This is a genomic window from Siphonobacter sp. BAB-5385 (assembly GCF_002261125.1).
Lineage (GTDB): Bacteria > Bacteroidota > Bacteroidia > Cytophagales > Spirosomataceae > Siphonobacter.
Genome location: NZ_NMPS01000100.1, coordinates 1 through 17,846, shown reverse-complemented (window position 1 = coordinate 17,846; position 17,846 = coordinate 1). Strand labels below are relative to the sequence as shown.

Annotated in this window: 17 protein-coding genes and 1 pseudogene; 4 read left to right on the top strand and 14 right to left on the bottom strand. The window is 48.2% G+C overall.

Features of this window, described 5'->3' with window-relative positions:
- Positions 1-165 precede the first annotated feature (165 nt).
- Complete coding sequence (locus tag BWI93_RS27745; protein ID WP_176454188.1) at positions 166-414, bottom strand: hypothetical protein; 249 nt, start codon at positions 412-414, stop codon at positions 166-168.
- A 182-nt stretch (positions 415-596) separates the two neighbouring features.
- Entirely contained in the window at positions 597-872 is a 276-nt protein-coding gene (locus BWI93_RS10100; RefSeq protein WP_094810870.1) for a hypothetical protein, read from the bottom strand.
- Positions 873-927: 55 nt separating this feature from the next.
- Between BWI93_RS10100 and BWI93_RS27740 the strand changes: the two genes are divergently transcribed.
- Positions 928-1,173 (top strand): hypothetical protein, encoded by a 246-nt coding sequence (locus tag BWI93_RS27740; RefSeq protein WP_094810868.1) that lies wholly within the window; start codon positions 928-930, stop codon positions 1,171-1,173.
- Here BWI93_RS27740 and BWI93_RS10090 read toward each other — a convergent pair.
- On the bottom strand, positions 1,170-1,535 hold the full coding sequence (locus tag BWI93_RS10090; RefSeq protein ID WP_094810866.1) for a hypothetical protein: 366 nt from the start codon (positions 1,533-1,535) through the stop codon (positions 1,170-1,172). The genes BWI93_RS27740 and BWI93_RS10090 overlap by 4 nt on opposite strands.
- A 113-nt stretch (positions 1,536-1,648) precedes the next feature.
- On the opposite strand from BWI93_RS10090, the gene BWI93_RS10085 reads away from it, so the two are divergent.
- Both BWI93_RS10085 and BWI93_RS10080 read left to right on the top strand, forming a co-directional pair.
- The gene (locus BWI93_RS10085) at positions 1,649-2,140 is read left to right on the top strand and encodes a helix-turn-helix transcriptional regulator (protein WP_094810864.1); all 492 of its coding nucleotides are present in this window, start codon (positions 1,649-1,651) and stop codon (positions 2,138-2,140) included.
- A 478-nt stretch (positions 2,141-2,618) separates the two neighbouring features.
- The gene (locus BWI93_RS10080) at positions 2,619-3,176 is read left to right on the top strand and encodes a hypothetical protein (protein ID WP_255157794.1); all 558 of its coding nucleotides are present in this window, start codon (positions 2,619-2,621) and stop codon (positions 3,174-3,176) included.
- Between the two features lie 272 nt (positions 3,177-3,448).
- Here the strand turns inward: BWI93_RS10080 and BWI93_RS10075 are convergent, their stop codons facing one another.
- The 11 genes and pseudogenes from BWI93_RS10075 to BWI93_RS10035 form a co-directional block, all read right to left on the bottom strand.
- On the bottom strand, positions 3,449-4,807 hold the full coding sequence (locus tag BWI93_RS10075; RefSeq protein WP_094810862.1) for a Gfo/Idh/MocA family protein: 1,359 nt from the start codon (positions 4,805-4,807) through the stop codon (positions 3,449-3,451).
- A gap of 437 nt (positions 4,808-5,244) precedes the next feature.
- Positions 5,245-5,772: a ferritin-like domain-containing protein gene (locus BWI93_RS10070; RefSeq protein ID WP_094810831.1), complete on the bottom strand. Its 528-nt coding sequence runs from the start codon at positions 5,770-5,772 to the stop codon at positions 5,245-5,247.
- Positions 5,773-5,945: 173 nt separating this feature from the next.
- Entirely contained in the window at positions 5,946-9,098 is a 3,153-nt protein-coding gene (locus tag BWI93_RS10065; protein WP_094810783.1) for an efflux RND transporter permease subunit, read from the bottom strand.
- Positions 9,099-9,190: 92 nt separating this feature from the next.
- Positions 9,191-10,246: an efflux RND transporter periplasmic adaptor subunit gene (locus tag BWI93_RS10060; protein ID WP_094810781.1), complete on the bottom strand. Its 1,056-nt coding sequence runs from the start codon at positions 10,244-10,246 to the stop codon at positions 9,191-9,193.
- 18 nt (positions 10,247-10,264) lie between these two features.
- A pseudogene (locus BWI93_RS29520) lies at positions 10,265-10,684 on the bottom strand (TolC family protein); the annotation flags it as partial.
- A complete protein-coding gene (locus BWI93_RS10055) occupies positions 10,657-11,577 on the bottom strand; it encodes a TolC family protein (protein ID WP_369679134.1) in 921 nt (306 codons plus the stop codon). The gene BWI93_RS10055 and the pseudogene BWI93_RS29520, both read right to left, overlap by 28 nt.
- A gap of 65 nt (positions 11,578-11,642) precedes the next feature.
- Positions 11,643-12,122 (bottom strand): MarR family winged helix-turn-helix transcriptional regulator, encoded by a 480-nt coding sequence (locus BWI93_RS10050; protein ID WP_158242709.1) that lies wholly within the window; start codon positions 12,120-12,122, stop codon positions 11,643-11,645.
- Positions 12,123-12,270: 148 nt separating this feature from the next.
- Complete coding sequence (locus BWI93_RS10045; RefSeq protein ID WP_102200563.1) at positions 12,271-12,675, bottom strand: hypothetical protein; 405 nt, start codon at positions 12,673-12,675, stop codon at positions 12,271-12,273.
- 143 nt (positions 12,676-12,818) lie between these two features.
- Positions 12,819-12,947: a hypothetical protein gene (locus BWI93_RS28690; RefSeq protein ID WP_255157795.1), complete on the bottom strand. Its 129-nt coding sequence runs from the start codon at positions 12,945-12,947 to the stop codon at positions 12,819-12,821.
- Positions 12,948-12,988: 41 nt separating this feature from the next.
- Positions 12,989-14,311 carry a glycoside hydrolase family 130 protein gene (locus tag BWI93_RS10040; protein WP_255157793.1) on the bottom strand — a complete coding sequence of 441 codons (1,323 nt, stop codon included), beginning with the start codon at positions 14,309-14,311 and terminating at the stop codon, positions 12,989-12,991.
- Between the two features lie 106 nt (positions 14,312-14,417).
- Positions 14,418-16,679 (bottom strand): glycosyltransferase family 4 protein, encoded by a 2,262-nt coding sequence (locus BWI93_RS10035; protein WP_094811018.1) that lies wholly within the window; start codon positions 16,677-16,679, stop codon positions 14,418-14,420.
- 268 nt (positions 16,680-16,947) lie between these two features.
- Between BWI93_RS10035 and BWI93_RS10030 the strand changes: the two genes are divergently transcribed.
- Complete coding sequence (locus BWI93_RS10030) at positions 16,948-17,799, top strand: SDR family oxidoreductase (RefSeq protein WP_094810774.1); 852 nt, start codon at positions 16,948-16,950, stop codon at positions 17,797-17,799.
- The last annotated feature ends 47 nt before the right edge of the window (positions 17,800-17,846 follow it).

Sequence of the window (17,846 nt, the reverse complement as noted above, 5' to 3'; positions counted from 1 at the left end):
CCAGGAAGCCTGAAAGGCTATACTCGATTTGTCAAGTTTATTCGACTTAATAGGTTCTACCGCCAAGTCCAACCTATTGTGACTGGTAGGGGTGTCGAACCCCCTCTCCTGCACCTGTCAACTAATGTCCGCTCCAGTCAAACACTGCAAAACTTCCGCGTACGGTCATCCTACAGGTATTGTTTTACATTCAATCTCAATCCAAAGGACGGCACAACTGTAGCTGTAGAAAGGACAAGTTTGCCCGCCGGGTAAATAGGCCAAATAGCTATCTTCGGAAAGCTTATCGATACCACCGACAATCCTGGCCAATGCTTTGGGAATCCCATCCAATCGCGACTCTTCCTGGACTTGAATGAGTCGCCAACGGGGCTGGCCATTCGTATCGACGATCCGGATCCATTGCGTTTCCATCATTCAATAATATGAGGCTCTGTTTTCAATACGTAGGTGAAGACACCTAACGCAAAAGCTGCTTCTGCGATGCTACAGATAATGTGAAGGACAATCATTTCGAGGTTAATTCAGGGTTATAAATACTCGGACAACTCGGTAAATAGCAAACAGGGCGGCGATTACTATACAGACTTCGAACATCAGACGATAGCTACTCTATTGAATTTGTTGTATTGTTTCCAGTACCTGTTTACCGTATCAATGATCCACGCTTCTTCCTCCATCGTTGGAACTCTTATACGTTTGTCTGGCTCCTTTCGTACTAACCGCTGTAGCGTATCATGAGAACCGTTCTCAGGAAAACGTAAGCTATACTCTTGGAGTAATTGTGTTTTCCCCTTTCTTCCGATTACACCATCGTGGTATTTCACTACGGCTTCTTCAAAGTTTTCAGCAGTATCGCTTACATTTTCCATGCTTGGAATTATTGGCTATTTTGCGTCTATTTAGCGTCTATAAATCACTACCCTCATGATTAAATATGTCATCGAACCTGGCCCTGAGCATGTCAAGGCAAAAGCACGAGCTAAGCGGGATTTCTTCAAGAAAGTCCTTAGTGGAATGAAATGTAAGCCCGGCCATCAAGACACAGTATTTACATTCTCTCAACATACTGGCTTCCTTGGTTCCGGTAGTGTGGATACTCATATCGACGCATGCTGCCCTGAATTCAGGAAACTCATTGATGAAAAGCTTGGAAGCGTACCTACGTATTAATCCATGAGCTCTTCTAAGTTTCCAATCTTGTGGCTAATAAGTTGGCGGTAAACTCCATTCCTTCTTATTAGCTGCATCAGTTCCTCCAGGCTATAAAATTCTTGACAATAGAATAGGCTTCTTTCTCCAAACCGCTCCTTAATGGTCAGATTCAGGAGAGGGTAAGCCCCGGGATCATCCTTTGGAATACGAATTTCTAAGGTGAAATGTCCTTCGATTACTTTACGGAATGCCAGAATCCAGGCGTTCGTCTCTCCGTTCATTTCAAACCCTAATTCACTCAGTACTTTTACGTAGGAATGCTTGTCATGTAAAGGATTTTCAACCCTTGATACGACCGTTCCAGCCTCGGAATTTGTCATTTGTACAGAAAATCTTTGTAATTCAGCCGCCTTGCGTCTATATTTCCGTTGAAATACGATTCAATATTACAGTAATGTACTGTAATTTACAATAACAAACTGTAAATAATTTTATGAAAAATATTCATAATTTTCATACAGGTTTGATAATCAAGGGATTGACTGAAAAAAAAAGAATCTCAGCCCAAGCCCTTGCGGATCAAATAGGTATGACTCGTTCAGGGGTTTACGATGTCTTTAAGCGGCAAACTATAACTGATCTATCTTTATTAGAAAAGATATCTGCAGTTTTGGATGTGCCTATTACAGAACTTCACAGTAATCCGAACGAACATAGCAGTAAAAGCCAAGCTGCGTTCGGCGAAGACATAGCTGATAAGTTCGAACGAATTTTTCAGGAGTGGAAAGCAGAGAACGAATTTCTAAAGGAGCAGATCAAAGAGAAGGACAAGCTCATTACTCAGTTAATGGGAAAATCTGAGGGGTGTCCCATCATAGCCGATTTGGAGCTATCGCTCATTAAAAAAATTGAAATGGTCTATCATAACGGCCTTATTTTTTTAAGTGGCGGGCACAAATTCGGGCACACCCCTACTTACCCATAAGGTAAGATGGCTGTTAATCAATTCACTAGGCGTTAAAACTCCCTATTGTTCAGTTCTTGTAGGAGGCTCTAAGTCGGTAAATCAATGATTTACCGACTTTTTTGTTGTGTTTGGGGGTTTGTCAGAGTGGCGTCGTAGACGTAGAACCGGAGATGTACCGATTGCAAATCGGGGCGAGCGGGGTAAGTTCTTTTCTTGCTAAGTTAACTCGTCTAGTACAATACGTTTGCATCAGATTAACTTTAATAGTCCTATCGCTTCTACCCCTCCCCACCCCATTGGGGCCATAATTAACCGATCTGGGGAGTGGGTATTTCCCGACTATCGTTCTACTTTTTATTAAGTCATCAAAACACAAACCATTCACTATCAAATACTTATATCTAAAATCTATCCTCTATTTCCTATTCTGGTACGTCTGTTTATAGATAATGGTCATGTAGTTTAATCCTCAACGCTACTTAAAGCCCTTAAAGCCATGGAAAATGTAAATACGATGACGACTGGAACCGGAGCGGTGACGGGCGTATTCAATAATACAAAAGATGCGGAAAACGCGTATAACGCCCTGATTAATCGGGGTTATTCGTCGAATGATATATCGGTACTGATGTCGAACGCGACGCAGGAAAGTTTTCGTACGAGTGATCATGAATCTGATCTTGGTAACAAGGCCATGGAAAAAGCGGGTATCGGTTCCGCCATTGGTGGTACGGCTGGTGCCATTCTCGGAGCCATCGCAGCGATTGGTACCATAGTAGCTTTGCCGGGTCTGGGTCTGGTCGTAGCTGGTCCTCTGTTGGCGGCTCTTACAGGTGCTGGAGCGGGTGGTTTGACGGGGGGTATCATCGGTGCCCTGGTCGGCTCAGGTATTCCGAAAGAACGGGCGGAGTACTACGAAAGCAGCATCAAAGAAGGCGGTATTGTCATTGGCGTAACGCCAAGAACCCAGGAAGAACGCGAAGTGATCGCAGATGAACTGGAATCCCACAACGGACACGAAATCCACGGGAAAGCACTGCCTACCACGTATTAAGACTCTTAGTCTATCCAACCCATGAACAGAAACGCCGTTGCAGTATACTGCAACGGCGTTTTATTTGGTATAGGTGTGAGAAGGTTTGATAGCGTTTAAAGTTTAAGAAGGTTTGACTAGAGTTTAAGGTTTGATTAAGTTTGAGTTTCATGCATCTCAAGGCATTAATAAAACAAATCCCATCTCAAATCATTTAAACGTATTCAAACATTAAACCAACATCAAACTTTAAATCCAATCAAACTTCTATCAAACCTTAAACCCTGCCCCTCCTATCCCCGCTTCGGTTCCGTTCCCCGGAAGGTGTCGAGCTTGTCGTATTTCTGTAGTTTGACGGGTTTGCCTTCCCGGGCTGACTGGTAGATGGCTTCCATGATAATGTGATCCTGAAGCCCTTCTTCGCCCGGCGTGAAGGGTTTTTTATCCTGCTGAATACAGTCCGAGAAGTGGTCCATTTCCAGAGCAAACTGGTTTTTCTCCGCGATCTTCGGTTCTTCGTTATATTCCACGGGTCCTTCGGCGTGCGACTGTTTCATCGACAGGCCTTTGTAAGCGAAGGCGGGTTGCATACTCATCCAGCCCTTCTCGGCCAATACTTTGTACGTACGGTTTTCGTGAGCGGCATAGGCGGTCGCACAGTTGGCGAGTACGCCACTGGGAAAACGCATTTGCCAGGTTACGTTCTCTTCCACTTCCTTAAACAGCGGATCACCGGGCGTGGAGTACTGGTACCCCATCACCTCAGTAGGCTCTTCGCCCAAGGCATACCGAATGGTGTTCAGACAGTACAAACCAATGTCGGGTAAGGACCCACCGCCAGCCAGGGCTTTCACGTGACGCCAGTGCGAAGGATTGGCCGTGTACTGAGCATTCGTTGCTTCAATGAATTTTACCTTACCGAATTTCTTCTGACGGATCGAATCGCGAATCATGGCGTGGTAAGGCTCGTACTGGATCCGGTAGGCAATCATCAGTTTGCGGTTGGCCTGTTTGCAGGCTTCAATCATCTGACGGCATTCCTCGGGCGTATTGGCCATGGGCTTTTCGCACAGAATGTGTTTACCCGCCTTGGCTCCGCGAATGGTGTACTCGGCATGCAGTCCGTTGGGCAGTACAATGTAAATGGCCTGTACCTCCGGGTTATCTTTTAGCTGATCGTAGGTCTGGTAATTGTAAATGTTCTTTTCCGGAACGCCGTACTGTTTTGCCACTTTCAGGGCCTTTTCCCGGTTACCACTAACCAGAGCCGTCACTTTCGACTTTTTGCACTGAGCCAGAGCAGGCAGGATTTCATCGAGCGACAAGTGCCCCAGACCTACAATGGCGTAGCCTACGCGTTGTTCTTCGGGTTGCGGACTAGGCGTGGGGCCAGCGGCCTGCTCGGTTTCTGCCTTCCAGGCCTCCAGTTCAATGGGTTGTTCGGGTTTGGAAGGATCCGTATTTTTAGCGGGCGGCGAAGTGGGCTTCACCCCATCGGTTTTGCCCTGACCTAAGCTGATCTGACAGGCGGCTAATCCCCCCGCAATGCCCGACAAGGCGAGTCCCTGACCCGCCCGGCGTAAAAACAATTGGCGGGACACCGTTTTCTTGTCAGACAAGAGGTCAGACAACATGGAATCTAAACTTTTCATGGTATACGTGAGGTTGGATAGTAAGCTTTATGCTGAGAAAAAAATGTGCCTATTGGGAAGGGGGATTTGATGTTTGAACGGGTGAGTATTTGAGGTTACTGTAGGTTAAAGTTTGAGCTTGGAATAGTTTAAGATTTGGGTAGTGTTTGAGGTTTAATGGAAGGATTAGAAGGGATCTATTTATAGCTGATCATGCGTTTTGGGCTGGACTTTCTTATCACTAATTAGATACTAAATTTTGGGGTATAACTCCATGATAAGATTCTAGAATCAGGGACTGTTCATCTCTTTTCCAGACTAATCGCTCCTAAAAATTCGGCGGCACGTATAGCTATTGTCGCACAATCAGGCATAAAAAAACGAGAGGTGTCGGACCTCTCGTTTGAGAAAAGCGGGCCTTTTGAAAAAGGACATCCACCTTTCAATCTCAATTTCTATTACTCAGCCGTAGCGGTCGTATTCACGAACGATTCCGCCAGCATCGTTAACTTCTGATCGGTGGCTTCTTCTTCCTGCAGGTTGGCATGGAGCAGACGAGCGGCTTCTTCATAACCCAGAATTTTCGCCCAGGCTACCAGCGTTCCGTAGCTGGCAATTTCGTAGTGCTCTACCTTCTGACAGGCGGCAATGATACCGGCGTCACGGGTCAGACTACCACTTTGCGTTTCAGCAACGATGTCTTCGCCTTCGTCTACCAGTCCGGCCATTGCCTGACATTTTACGCCTTCCGCTTCCAGACCCAGGGAAGAGAATACCTGATTCAGACGCTGAATCTGTCCTTCCGTTTCGGCCAAGTGCGTACGCAGACCTCCTTTGAGTTCATCCGTCGTGGCGGCGGTTTCCATCTCGGTAAGAGCCGTCGTTAATTTATTTTCGGCCCAATAAATATCTTTTAATTGAGCAACGAATAGTTCTGAAAGGCCCTCGGCCTTGTCCATTTGAAAAAGACTAGCAAGACTTGCCATAATAAAATACGTTTGGGTTGATTATACGGTACGTATATACGAAAACCATATACCAATCCGCGGAGGGGCAAGCCAGCCTCACCTTCGAGTAGCCGCTTCCCCAGAAGTGTGGAGCAAAAAAACGGCTTCCCGAATGTATTCCGGAAAGCCGTTACCTATTGTTAATCAGACCATTACTCGTTCATAGCCCGTGAAACAGTAAGCTCTTCGGGCTTCTGCGGACGGGGTTCTTTTTTCTGAAAACGAGCGATAATTCGGTCTACTACCAGATATACGGAAGGTACGACGAAGAGCGTCAGCACCAGCGAACTCGTCAGACCACCAATGATGACCCAGGCCATACCATTTTTGGTTTCGGCCCCTGCCCCACTGGCTAATGCAATCGGCAACATACCGAAGATCATGGCCAGCGTAGTCATCAAAATCGGACGAAGACGTTCCTTACCCGCTTCCACCAGAGCCGCAACTACTTCTTTACCCTCGGCTTTCAGGTGGTTGGCAAAGTCTACGATCAGGATGGCGTTTTTCGCGACCAGACCCAACAGCATGATCATACCTACAATCGAGAATACCGTTAAGCTTTCCATCGTCAGAGCCAGAGCCAGCAAGGCACCGATCAGAGCAACGGGAATCGAGAACAGTACAACGAAGGGATACACGACGCTTTCGTACAGAGCCACCATGATGAAGTACACCAGCAGAATAGCCATGATCAGAGCCAGTCCCAGACTACCGAAGGCATCGGACTGCTGTTGCAACTGACCGAGGTACTGAACCGAGATTCCTTCACCCAGTTTGACATTGGCCATTTTCGCCTGAATGTCGGCCCCTACCGTACCCACCGGACGTCCGACGACCTGCGAGTTGATGGTAATCGAAGACAGCCGGTCGTTCCGTTCCAGTACACTTTCTCCAATCCGTTCGTCTACCTGAGCAAATTGCGACAACTGGAAGGTACGTCCCTGGTTGTTGACGAACAGCAGGTTTCCTACGTCATCCGCACTACTGCGGTTGAATCGGTCGAGATTGACCAGAATATCGTACTCGTTCCCGTTCTGTTTGAACTTGGCCCGGTCATCGCCCCGGAAAGCCGTTTGCAGGGCCATTCCTACGTCCGAAGCATTGATACCCAGTTGGGCCATTCGCTCCCGATTCAGTTTGATGGATACTTCCGGTTTTGGATCTTTCACGGAATACTTCACATCCTGCGTACCCGGCGTGGATTTTACAATATTCAATACCTGAGCGGCCGCTTTCCGGATGGAGGGCATATCGGTACCCTTCACGGCAATCTGAATGGGAGCTTCGGAAGAACCAACAATACCTACGGGGCTTACGGTTACTTTCACCCCCGGAACCTTGCCGATTTCTTTCTTGATTTCAACCCCAAACTCATCCGTCGTGTACGTCCGCTCTTTTTTATCGACCAGCTTGACGTTAATATCGGCCAGGTTACTGTTTGACGTGGAGGATAGGGCGTTACTTGTATACCCTACGTTCGAGAAGACGTTCGTTACGCCGGGATGTTTCAACAGAATCTGTTCGGCTTTCTGTACGGCTTCGTTCGTCTGGTAAATGGAAGCAGTTGGGGCTAACTCCAATTGCACGGCAATTTCCCCCTGATCGGATTGAGGCATGAAGGCCGCTCCAATAAAGCCCGCTGGTACCAGTGCAATTGAACCGACAAACAACAGAATGACGATGATAAACACCCAGCGTTTGTGACCCAGGGCTTTTTGCAGTACACCACCGTAATAAGCAATGATCCGGTCGATGAAGCGTTCAAAACCGAGGTTGATTTTACCCCAGAGCGTATTTTCTTTCAGGTGCTCCAGCTTGCCGAAACGCGATACCAGCAACGGCGTAATGGTAAAGGATACCACTAAACTCATCAGCGTCGAGAATACAACGACCAGAGAGAATTCGCGGAGGATGTTACCGATCAAACCACCCGTCAAGGCCAGCGGTACGAATACCACGACGTCCACCAGGGTAATGGCCAGGGCGGTAAACCCGATTTCGCTCCGTCCGTCGATAGCGGCCTGTCGTCGGTCTTTACCCATTTCCATGTGTCGGGTAATGTTCTCCAGAATTACAATGGAGTCATCGACGAGGATACCCACCACCAGCGAGAGTGCCATCAGCGTCATCAGGTTCAGCGAGAATCCTGACAGATACATCAGCATAAACGTCGGCACAATGGACGAAGGCAGAGCCACCAGTACGAACAATGACGACCGGAAGCTGTGCAGGAACAGCAACATCACGACCGATACAATCGCCACGGCCAGGAATAAATCGTCCACTACGGCCTCAGCTGAAGCCAGCGTATACACCGACTGATCCGCCGCAATATTGAATTTAAGGCCGATGGAAGCGTACTGTTTTTCCAGTACCCCGATTCGCTCGCGTACGAGTTCACTCACTTCTACGGCGTTCGCATCACTCTGTTTCAGTACCTGCACCCCGATGGAAGGAATACCGTTGATGTGGTTGATGGCCGTTTCTTTGGCCGTTCCGTCCACGACTTCGGCAACATCCCGTAACAATACATCACCACCGCCGGGCGTATTACCGCTGGCGAGTCGACGAGCAATGATCAGGTTACGCATTTTTTCCACCGACTGTACCGTGGCGTCGAAGTGAATGGAATACTGCGACTGTTGCGTTTCAATCTGACCCGCCGGATAACTGGCGTTGGCATTGTAAACGGCCTGCGAGACCTGACCGATGGAAATGCCGTACGCCTGTAATTTCACGGGGTCTACGTTCACCTGAATTTCCCGTTCGGCACCACCAATCAGGTTGATCTGCCCTACCCCGGCTACGTTGGAGAGCTGGGGCTTGAGTTTCTCGTCCAACAGATCGAACAATTGCGTGGGCGACAACTTGGCCGTAACCCCCATCCGCAGAACGGGTAATTCGTCCGTGGAGAATTTATTGATGACCGGATCATCTACATCTTCGGGCAACAGCGAGAGAATCTGGTTGATTTTCCGCTGGGCATCCTGTTGGGCCAGGTTTACATCGGCTCCGTTTTTCAATTGAAGGACGACCGAGGAAACCCCTTCCTGCGAAGTAGATTTGATCCGATCGAGTCCTTCGAGTGACGAAAGGGCGTCTTCGATGCGTTTGGTCACGTTGGTTTCTACTTCATCGGCGGCAGCCCCCCGATAAACGGTAGCAACGCTGATGACGTTCGCCTCGAATTTAGGCAGCAGATTGTAGGACAACTGCTGGTAACTGATGACCCCAAAGAGGATGAGTACCGTAAAGATGGTAGTCACCAGCAGAGGTCGTTTTATGGCTACTTCGGTTATCGACATTTCTTTTTAGTTTACGTTTTTCAGTCTATGGTTTTCAGTTTTCTGCCCTCCCCATGGTTAGCCATTGAAAACTGAAAACGCTAAACTGTAAACTATTTATTGACTTGTACGGCGGTGCCTTCGCTCAGGTTAATCTGGCCCGTGGTGACTACTCTTTCGCCCGCGTTAAGACCGGACAGCACTTCAACGAAATCACCCAGTTCGCGACCTACCTGAATTTTACGCTGTTTAACAACCTGTCCCTCTACTACGTATACGTAAGGATTTTTCACACTTTCCACCAGAGCCGTACGTGGAATCTGCAAAGCCCGCTGGTTGGATTTTTGTGAGAAATCGACGTTGACGAACGTACCCGCTTTGAGAAGATTACCATTCTGAATCGTGATCTCTACGGGATAGTTGTGCTGCTCATCCCCCTGCGGAGCGATATACGAGATGGTACCGTTAAATACGCGGTCAGGAAATACATCCGTGCTCACTTTCACGGCGTGACCTTCTTTCAGCGTATACACGTCTTTTTCGTTCACGAGCACCTGTACTTTCAGGCGGTTTATGTCCAGCACCGTACCGAGTACCGTACCTACATTGACGTATTCGCCCGCTTCCACATTTTTCTTCACAATCCGACCGCTGATGGGAGCTTTAACGGTGGCATCCGAAATCTGTTTTTTAATCTGTTGAGCCTGATTAACGGCGTTGTCGTAGTTGTACTTCGTGTCGTTTACCTGCAATTCCGTAGCAGCGTTACCGGCGTACAGGGTGTTATAGCGGTTTACGTCTTTCTTCAACTTATCGATGTTCAGTTGCGTAGCTTCCAGCGATAACGCTTTCAGCTCATTGTCCACCTGTACCAGCGTCGCTCCCTGCCGGACGGCTGTACCCAGTTCAAAATTCACTTTCAATACTTTACCCGCGGCAGTGGCCATAATGTCCGCCTCCCGGAAGGGAATCAGGTTCCCCGTTTTCACGAGTTGCTGCGATACGTCGCCCTCCTGTACCGTCGCTACCGTTACCGGAATCTGGACATTGGTCGTGGTGGGCACTTGATTCTTTTCATCGAGCTTCTTCTTGTTCGACGCTAGCTGGAAGCCGATTAAACCAAGAATGGCAACCAACGCTAGAATGACAATTATTGTAGTACGTTTCATGGTTCTAGGGAAAGACGTCTAAAGTTGATTATAGAAATTCAGGAGTGTACCCTGCGATTGTTCCAGATCCAGCTGAGCCTGGTAATAGTTAATGAGTGAATTGATGTAGTTAGACTGAGCCTCGCGGTACGACTTATCAGCGTTCAGCAGGTCCGTCAGACTTTTCGTACCCTGTTTGTATTGCAGGGTCGTAATGTCGTATACTTCCTGGGCCAGTTTCACCGTCCGATCATCGTTTTCCGTATTCGTTTTGGCTCGTACCAGTTGCGATTCCGCATTGTTGTACTGCAACTTGAAGGACTCTGTATTCAGTCGTTGCTGCTCTTCCTGCGTGAGTACCGTCAGTTTATTTTGCTGATATTGGGCATCCCGACGGAAACCGTCAAAAATGGGAAGATTCAATCGCAGGCCTACCGTACCAAAACCGAGGAAATTCTGAAACGCCCCACTGAATTGATTCGAGAAAGAAAGCGTACCGTAACTGGCGTTAGCGACAGTGTGGGCAGATAACCCGCTTTCGTCCGTTCCATATTGATGCGTTGCAAATCCAGATTCCGCTCACCTTGCTGGAAACTGACCAGATTGTGGTAATCGAAATCCTGCTTCTGTACTTTCGGCAATTGCTTGACAATGTTCGAATCGCTCAGCGTCAGCGGCTGATCCTGCGATACGCCCATCTGAAACTTCAGCTGATTCAAGGCCAGCTCCAGCGAGTTTTCGGCCAGTACCAGTTGCGAACGGGCGTTGTTGTAGCTTACTTCCGTATTCGTATAATCCACGGGTTGAATAACACCGTTGTCCCGCTGCAGTTTCAGAATCGCTAACACCTGTTGTGTACGGGCCATGTTATCTTTCAGCAGAGCAATCTGCTGCTGCGAAACGAATACCTGGTAATAATTCTTGGCCACGTTGTATACGATGTCCTCCTGAGTCTGACGGGTATTAAGTTCAGCCAGTTTCTTATTCGGTTCGTTCGCTTTAATACCCAGCAACAGCGTCTTATCGTAGATGGTCTGCGTTGCCTGAGCCGCCACATTCGTCTGGTACTTCTGCCCAAAAGCGATCGTCAGGGGTTCGGGGTTACCAAAGGTATTGGCCGGAATTACACTTCGCTGTAGCTTGATGTTGTCCGTAAAGTTACCAGAGCCCGTAACCTGCGGCAGGTACTGTGAGATGGCTTCGCGAGCCTGCTGATTGGCCGTTTCAACCTGATACTGGGCCAGCCGTATGCCACCATAATTTTTGAGACCGTATTCAATACATTGTTTTAAGGTCCATCCGGGCTGAGCATTTTGAGCTTTGCTGAGTGAAGGCAGAACCGCCACCAGCATTGCAATCAAAAAAGAGTTCGTTTTCATGGATACTGTTGATATGTCAATAAATTCAAATAGGAAGATTACTTTTCATTCTGCTGAGCCAGCTCATCGATTTTACTACGGATCTTCAGGAGCAGGGCAATCTCGGCTTCGTCGAAATGTTTCTCAATCTGGGTGTTCATCTGCTCCAGCGACTCGATTGCTTTTTCGGCTACCAACTTTCCAGCCGGCGTCAGCACCACCACATTTTTTCGCTTGTCCTGATCATCAGTTGTACTTCTGAGGTAGCCGTCTCGCTGCAAAGTTTGTATAGAACGCTGAATACCAGCCTTATTCTTCTGCAACATATTCGCAATGTCCTGTTGCGAAGGAGGATTTTTCAATACATACAGCGTAATCAAAATCCGAATCTGTTCAATCTGTAAAGCGTAACCTAACTTGAGTAAGCCTCGATTGGTGTCCCGGACAATCAGATGAGAGAGGCCCAGTATATTGACGACAAAAAGCTTTTTGATTCGTTCCAGTAGAGCCTTGTCCGTCAGTTCATATTCGTCTTTCATGGAATTCATGCTGCAAAACTAATATTCGTTTACATATCAACCAATACCGTTGATAAAATGTTTCCACCGGCCATCCCTTTTTTAGGCATAAAAAACCTGCTCATGAACGCCATGAGCAGGTTTTGTACTGATCTATTGAAGTGACTGACTAAGCCGTACGCATCGTACGTAACCAGTTTAAATTATCGGAGGCTTGTTCACGGTGCTGATGGAGATTCTTATACAATTCAGGAAATGCCATCAGGCAGCGATGTTGCATAACGGATTCAAACGCATCCATCAGGGAAACGGTACCACGTTCACAAACTTCCAGTTCTTCGTTCCAGTCCATCTGATTCGAGGTTGGATACAATTCTGCTTGATTTGTCTCTTCCTCCCGACGACCATATTGCCGTGTATACATATTCAATTCATCAGCCAGCGAACCATTTTCCTGGTTGATTCGCATCAGGCGATTACGCAAACGTGGCATTTTGGCTCCCAGGCTCAGGTGAGCAAAGTTGGGTTGACAGCTGCGGGCGACCCGTAGCAGTTGTCCCAATTGCTGAAGCATTACTTGAAGTTCGTTAGGTGCAACACTACCCATAGGATACGAGATTTTGGAATGACGGATTCTTCTAGTCAAGTAGTATAGGAAAAGTGTGCCGTTCGGGAGATCAGGAAATTTTCACTAAAAATTGGGAAACTATGCCCCAATTATTTTTCCTGAAACTCAGCTACTTCCGCATTTTTCCCCAATGCAATTTCTTTCCGCAAGGCTTCCATCAGGTCTTCCATGGCAATGGTGGCAAAGCCCGTTGAATAGTCCGACATGGCGTAGGGAATCAGTAAACGGTCGGCGTGAATGACTGCTCCGCAGGTGTATACTACGTTGGGTACGTACCTTCCCGTTCTTCGCCTTCGGGCGTAAGAATCGGATACGGCAGTCGGGCCAGCACTTTCTGAGGATTATCCAGATCTAACAAAAAGACGCCGATACAGTATTTCCGCATGGCTCCTACCCCGTGACTCAGTACCAGCCAGCCTTCAGGCGTTTCGATGGGTGAACCGCAGTTACCCAACTGTACAAACTCCCAGGGATACTTGGGAGCCAGTAACAACTGACTCGTTTCCCAGAAGTACAGATTGTCGGTTTCCATCAGATAGATGTTCTCCCCATCCTGACGACCCAGCATCACGTACTTGCCGTTGATTTTGCGGGGAAACAGAGCCATTCCCTTATTCTTGACTACATCACCAGCCATGGTTTTCACCCGAAAGTCCATAAAATCCCGCGTTTCGAGTAACTGCGGGAAAATGACCCGTCCATTGTAGGCGGTATAGGTTGCGTAATAGACTTTGCTACCATCATCTTCCGTGAACTCCACGAAACGGGCGTCTTCCATCCCGTTCATTTCATTCGGAGAATAAGGGAACAGAATTCGCTCACTGAGGGCCCGGTCATCGCTGTAATGTACTTCATAGTTGGCTTTCATCAACGCCAATATCCCATCCCCCGCTACGCGGTGAGTAGGATAATTGGGGTCTTCTTTTACAACCGGGTACACATCTGAATACGAGACTTCTTCAGGCAGGCGACTGGCAATGCTACTGGCAAAGCCATCATCCAGCCCTAGTTCATGAATTTTCTTTTTGAATACATCCAGCGTCAGATGGGCTTCCGTGTAGGAATTAGGCGGCGTTACGTACCGCGAGTGGCCATCCAGCCAGATACCGCAGTTCTGATCGACAAATCCGGAACGAAAGACGATGGAGGAGATATGTCCCTCTCCCGTAGCTCGTAAACTGATAATAAATCGGCGGCAACCTTCGGGAAGATTGGTCTGATCGGGGTGCCAGACGATTGAAGGATTAAACAGAGCGGCGGCTTCCAGGGCGTATTCGTGCGTGAAATAAGCTCCAACCAGTAATTGATGTAAGGGGCTTAATTCCTTCGGCAAATTGAAAAAAGAAAGAATCTCTTTGGCCCGGCGGTCCAGATAAGCTTCGACTGCCTGGTGCCGGTGGCGGAATTCCTGAAAAACCTGAGCCAGCTCCTGTTCTACTTCTTCTTCGGTTAGCGTTAGTAAACGATTGACGATCAGTACCATGCGTTCATTTCCTAAATGAAAAGGGCGGAATAGTACCCGGTGCGTATCCGGTTTTATGATCAGGGGATAACGTTCTACGTTTAACAAAGATTCGCTCATGTCATGGAGACAATTAAAGTGAATGTTCTCAACTCTGAACTTTTCCTGAGAAAAGCCAAAATTGAGAACAAGAAAAGTTCAAGAACTAACGGTCGGGTAACGATCGCTATTTAGCTTTCACTGAATTTTTTTCGCTTTTCTTTTGGCTTGTCTGCTGTTGAACCTGAGCGGCACGAATTTCGGCACGTGCCATCAGATAAGCCAGACAGGATTCAGCTCCCTGATTATAGTTCACCGAATGTGGTTGTAAGCCATCGTAACATCCTCCTGAAGACTCGTCATACAACGCAAGTCCCGTATCGTTTTTGCCTAAATACCAGGCAAAAGCGGTATCGGCAGCCTCCCGCCAGATGTCAAGACCCGAGTAGGCATACGCTGCCAGATAAGCTCCAATGGAAGCGGCGGCCTCCAGGGGTTGCTGATCATATACGGCAGGCTCACTACCCATGGGATAAAATCCTTCAGAACCAATCGCCCGGAAGTGTCCCTCGGGGGCTGTCTGCACATCCCGAAGCCATTCCAGTGTATGCAAACCTACCAGTTGATGCTCGGGTACGTCTGAGCAAAGTAAAGCCTGGGATAAACGGGCGTTATCGTACGTCAAAATAGGCTCGAACCAGTACCAGTACGGACGAGCCGTTTGGCGTAATAAGGCACATAGCCGATCACCCAATTCTCGACGGAGTTCCTGCTTATGACGGTCGCCCGGATAGCGGTGTAAAAACTCCGAAAGACCCAGCATGGTGAAGGCCCAGCTCCGGGGCGACGTCATCTCGAGTACTTTATCAATTGAACGGTTGAATAAATCCTGAGCCCAGGCCCGCAGGTCGGGACGACGGGTCCGGGCGATTAATCCACCCAAAGCCCAGATGGCCCGACCGTGACTATCATCCGAACCGAAGCTTTCCAGCCACTCGCGTCCATAAGACATGAAGTTGCGGAAGCGGCCTACCTGCGGATCGAAGGCATGATTCAGGAATGATGCAAATACGTCAATCATCCACGGAATACGGGCATCTACGATTTCACCGTCCGTATCAAGCCACGAAGCCAATAGTAAAGCCCGGGCGTTATCGTCCGTACAATAGCCTTCTTCGCGGTGCGGTAAGGTGTACCGGGCGTGCTGAATGATTCCCGTAGAATCAGTCAGTCGGTATAAGTGATCCAGCTTTAACGTTGGTAAGGCATCAGCATTCAGATCGAGTCGGTTGGTTACGCTATAACCGAAGAGTCTGTGGTACGAACCAACGGTTTCATGCCATACCATCTGCCGACTGTATTGATAGGCTTCATTGCGAAGTTTATTCCGGTAGTCTGGCTCATCGAACAAATGAATTAACGCTTCTGCGATGGCCTCTGAGGAACCAAAAGGTACCAGTACACCCCGTCCATCGGCTAGTAATTCCTCCGCGTGCCAGTATGGTGTCGATACTACAGCTTTTCCACTTCCTACGGAATAAGCTAGCGTACCGGAAGTGATCTGAGCCGCATTCAAATACGGAGTCAGATAGACATCAGCCATTTGCAGGTACTGAAGCAAATCTTCTTTTTCGACGAATCGATTATGGAATTGTACGTGTTCGGCTACGCCTAATTCTTCAGCCAAACGAACCAGGCTAGTCCGATACGCTTCGCCGTGTTCACGAATCAGGTTAGGGTGCGTAGCTCCGAGTACAACATATCGCAAATCCGGATGTTTCTTCACTACCTCAGGCAATGCTGAAATAGCGGTTTCGATACCCTTGTTGGGAGAGATCAATCCAAAGGTGAGTACTACTTTTTTGCCATCCAGTCCAAAACCTGCCTTGGCTTCATCCGGATTGGTAAAGGCAACATCTGGAATGCCGTGCGGAATGACTACAATTTTTTCGGGCTCGATTTCATAGATATTTTCCAGGAACTGGCGTCCACGCTCCGACATCACCACTACAAAGGCAGAACGGTCAGCGATCGCCCGTAAAATCCGATCCTGATCGGGTGAAGGTTTTTCCAGAATGGTATGGAAGGTTGTAATCACGGGCATTTTCAGTCGATCAAGCAGATCAATCACATACTCACCCGAATTGCCACCGTAAATCCCATACTCATGTTGCATGCACACCACCTCAACTCCCGACTCATTCAGGTAACGAGCCGTTTGTACGTACGCTGAACGACTGTTCTGATCAAAGGTATAGCGAACTTCTGAAGGGTAATCGTATTCTCCCGGACGGTCTTCAACCGCTACCACGAACGTATCAAGATCCGCGTATCGTTCCTGAAAGTGGGTACGTAAATCGTGCGTAAACGTAGCAATACCACATTGACGCGGTAAATAATCACCCAGGAAAGCAATACGGCGTACAGGTAGAGTATCGATTAATTTCATAAAAAGCTCATTGGTGTTCATACGACTGGTCTTTATATACAAGTGAATCTTTTCCTCGTCTCGTTCAACAGGACTCAAAAGTCCTACCCTTTTAACAAAAACCTAGTACCAAAACACTTTTCAGGCAATTTGCGGGTACTTCTGAAAGGTCATTATGAAATTGTGGCAATTTTTCCCCGATTACCAATCCTCACTTCACCTTTGTTAAGTACAAACTGAGGTATCATTTTTTTGCAATTCATGCGACCAACCAAAAGATAATCCAACTATGCAAACACCAACACCAGCCCAAACCCAGCCGCATCAGCCCGGTATTGAAGCCGATATGCACCCCCAACCCATCTTCATTCGGGACTCCTACAAGGGTGCTGACAAGTTACGCGGCAAAGTAGCCCTGATCACGGGTGGCGATAGTGGGATTGGCCGGTCGGTAGCCGTTCACTTTGCCCGCGAGGGAGCCGACGTAGCCATCGTTTATCTGGAAGAAAATGAAGATGCGTACGATACCCGCAAACTCGTTGAAGCCGAGGGCGTACAGTGTCTACTCATTCAGGGGAATATTCAGCATCCCGAGTTCTGCAAAGTGGCGGTTGAGAAGACGGTTCAGCATCTGGGCCAACTGAATATACTGGTCAATAACGCGGCAGAACAGCACCCACACGAATCCTTCGAAGACCTCACGCAGTCGGAACTGGAAAACACGTTCCGTACCAATATTTTTTCCTTTTTTCATTTTACCTGGGCCGCTCTGCCCCATTTGAAAGAAGGAGACAGTATCGTCAATACGACTTCTGTAACTGCGTTCCGGGGTAGCCCTTCCCTGGTTGACTATGCCTCAACGAAAGGAGCCATTACGGCTTTTACGCGTTCACTGTCCGAACAACTGGCTGAAAAAGGAATTCGGGTAAACGCGGTGGCTCCCGGTCCCATCTGGACGCCACTGATTCCCGCTACCTTCCCAGCCGAAAAAGTGGAAGCGTTTGGCAAGGATGTACCCCTGAAGCGGGCCGGTCAACCCTGTGAGGTAGGCCCCTGTTACGTATTTCTGGCATCAGAAGACGCTAGCTACATTACAGGACAAACCCTGCACCCGAACGGCGGTACGGTCATTAACGCATAAGAAGCATCTTAATGAAAACGGGGAGTACGATTCGAATCGTACTCCCC

What these genes read in the sequence shown, in the direction of transcription:
- BWI93_RS10085 (WP_094810864.1), top strand. Translation starts at nt 1,649, where the DNA reads ATGAAAAATATTCATAATTTTCATACAGGTTTGATAATCAAGGGATTG.
- BWI93_RS10080 (WP_255157794.1), top strand. Translation starts at nt 2,619, where the DNA reads ATGGAAAATGTAAATACGATGACGACTGGAACCGGAGCGGTGACGGGC.
- BWI93_RS10030 (WP_094810774.1), top strand. Translation starts at nt 16,948, where the DNA reads ATGCAAACACCAACACCAGCCCAAACCCAGCCGCATCAGCCCGGTATT.
- BWI93_RS10050 (WP_158242709.1), bottom strand. Translation starts at nt 12,122, where the DNA reads ATGAAAGACGAATATGAACTGACGGACAAGGCTCTACTGGAACGAATC.
- BWI93_RS10075 (WP_094810862.1), bottom strand. Translation starts at nt 4,807, where the DNA reads ATGAAAAGTTTAGATTCCATGTTGTCTGACCTCTTGTCTGACAAGAAA.
- BWI93_RS27740 (WP_094810868.1), top strand. Translation starts at nt 928, where the DNA reads ATGATTAAATATGTCATCGAACCTGGCCCTGAGCATGTCAAGGCAAAA.
- BWI93_RS10090 (WP_094810866.1), bottom strand. Translation starts at nt 1,535, where the DNA reads ATGACAAATTCCGAGGCTGGAACGGTCGTATCAAGGGTTGAAAATCCT.
- BWI93_RS10045 (WP_102200563.1), bottom strand. Translation starts at nt 12,675, where the DNA reads ATGCTTCAGCAATTGGGACAACTGCTACGGGTCGCCCGCAGCTGTCAA.
- BWI93_RS10100 (WP_094810870.1), bottom strand. Translation starts at nt 872, where the DNA reads ATGGAAAATGTAAGCGATACTGCTGAAAACTTTGAAGAAGCCGTAGTG.
- BWI93_RS10035 (WP_094811018.1), bottom strand. Translation starts at nt 16,679, where the DNA reads ATGAAATTAATCGATACTCTACCTGTACGCCGTATTGCTTTCCTGGGT.
- BWI93_RS10065 (WP_094810783.1), bottom strand. Translation starts at nt 9,098, where the DNA reads ATGTCGATAACCGAAGTAGCCATAAAACGACCTCTGCTGGTGACTACC.
- BWI93_RS27745 (WP_176454188.1), bottom strand. Translation starts at nt 414, where the DNA reads ATGGAAACGCAATGGATCCGGATCGTCGATACGAATGGCCAGCCCCGT.
- BWI93_RS10070 (WP_094810831.1), bottom strand. Translation starts at nt 5,772, where the DNA reads ATGGCAAGTCTTGCTAGTCTTTTTCAAATGGACAAGGCCGAGGGCCTT.
- BWI93_RS10060 (WP_094810781.1), bottom strand. Translation starts at nt 10,246, where the DNA reads ATGAAACGTACTACAATAATTGTCATTCTAGCGTTGGTTGCCATTCTT.
- BWI93_RS10055 (WP_369679134.1), bottom strand. Translation starts at nt 11,577, where the DNA reads ATGCTGGTGGCGGTTCTGCCTTCACTCAGCAAAGCTCAAAATGCTCAG.
- BWI93_RS10040 (WP_255157793.1), bottom strand. Translation starts at nt 14,311, where the DNA reads ATGAGCGAATCTTTGTTAAACGTAGAACGTTATCCCCTGATCATAAAA.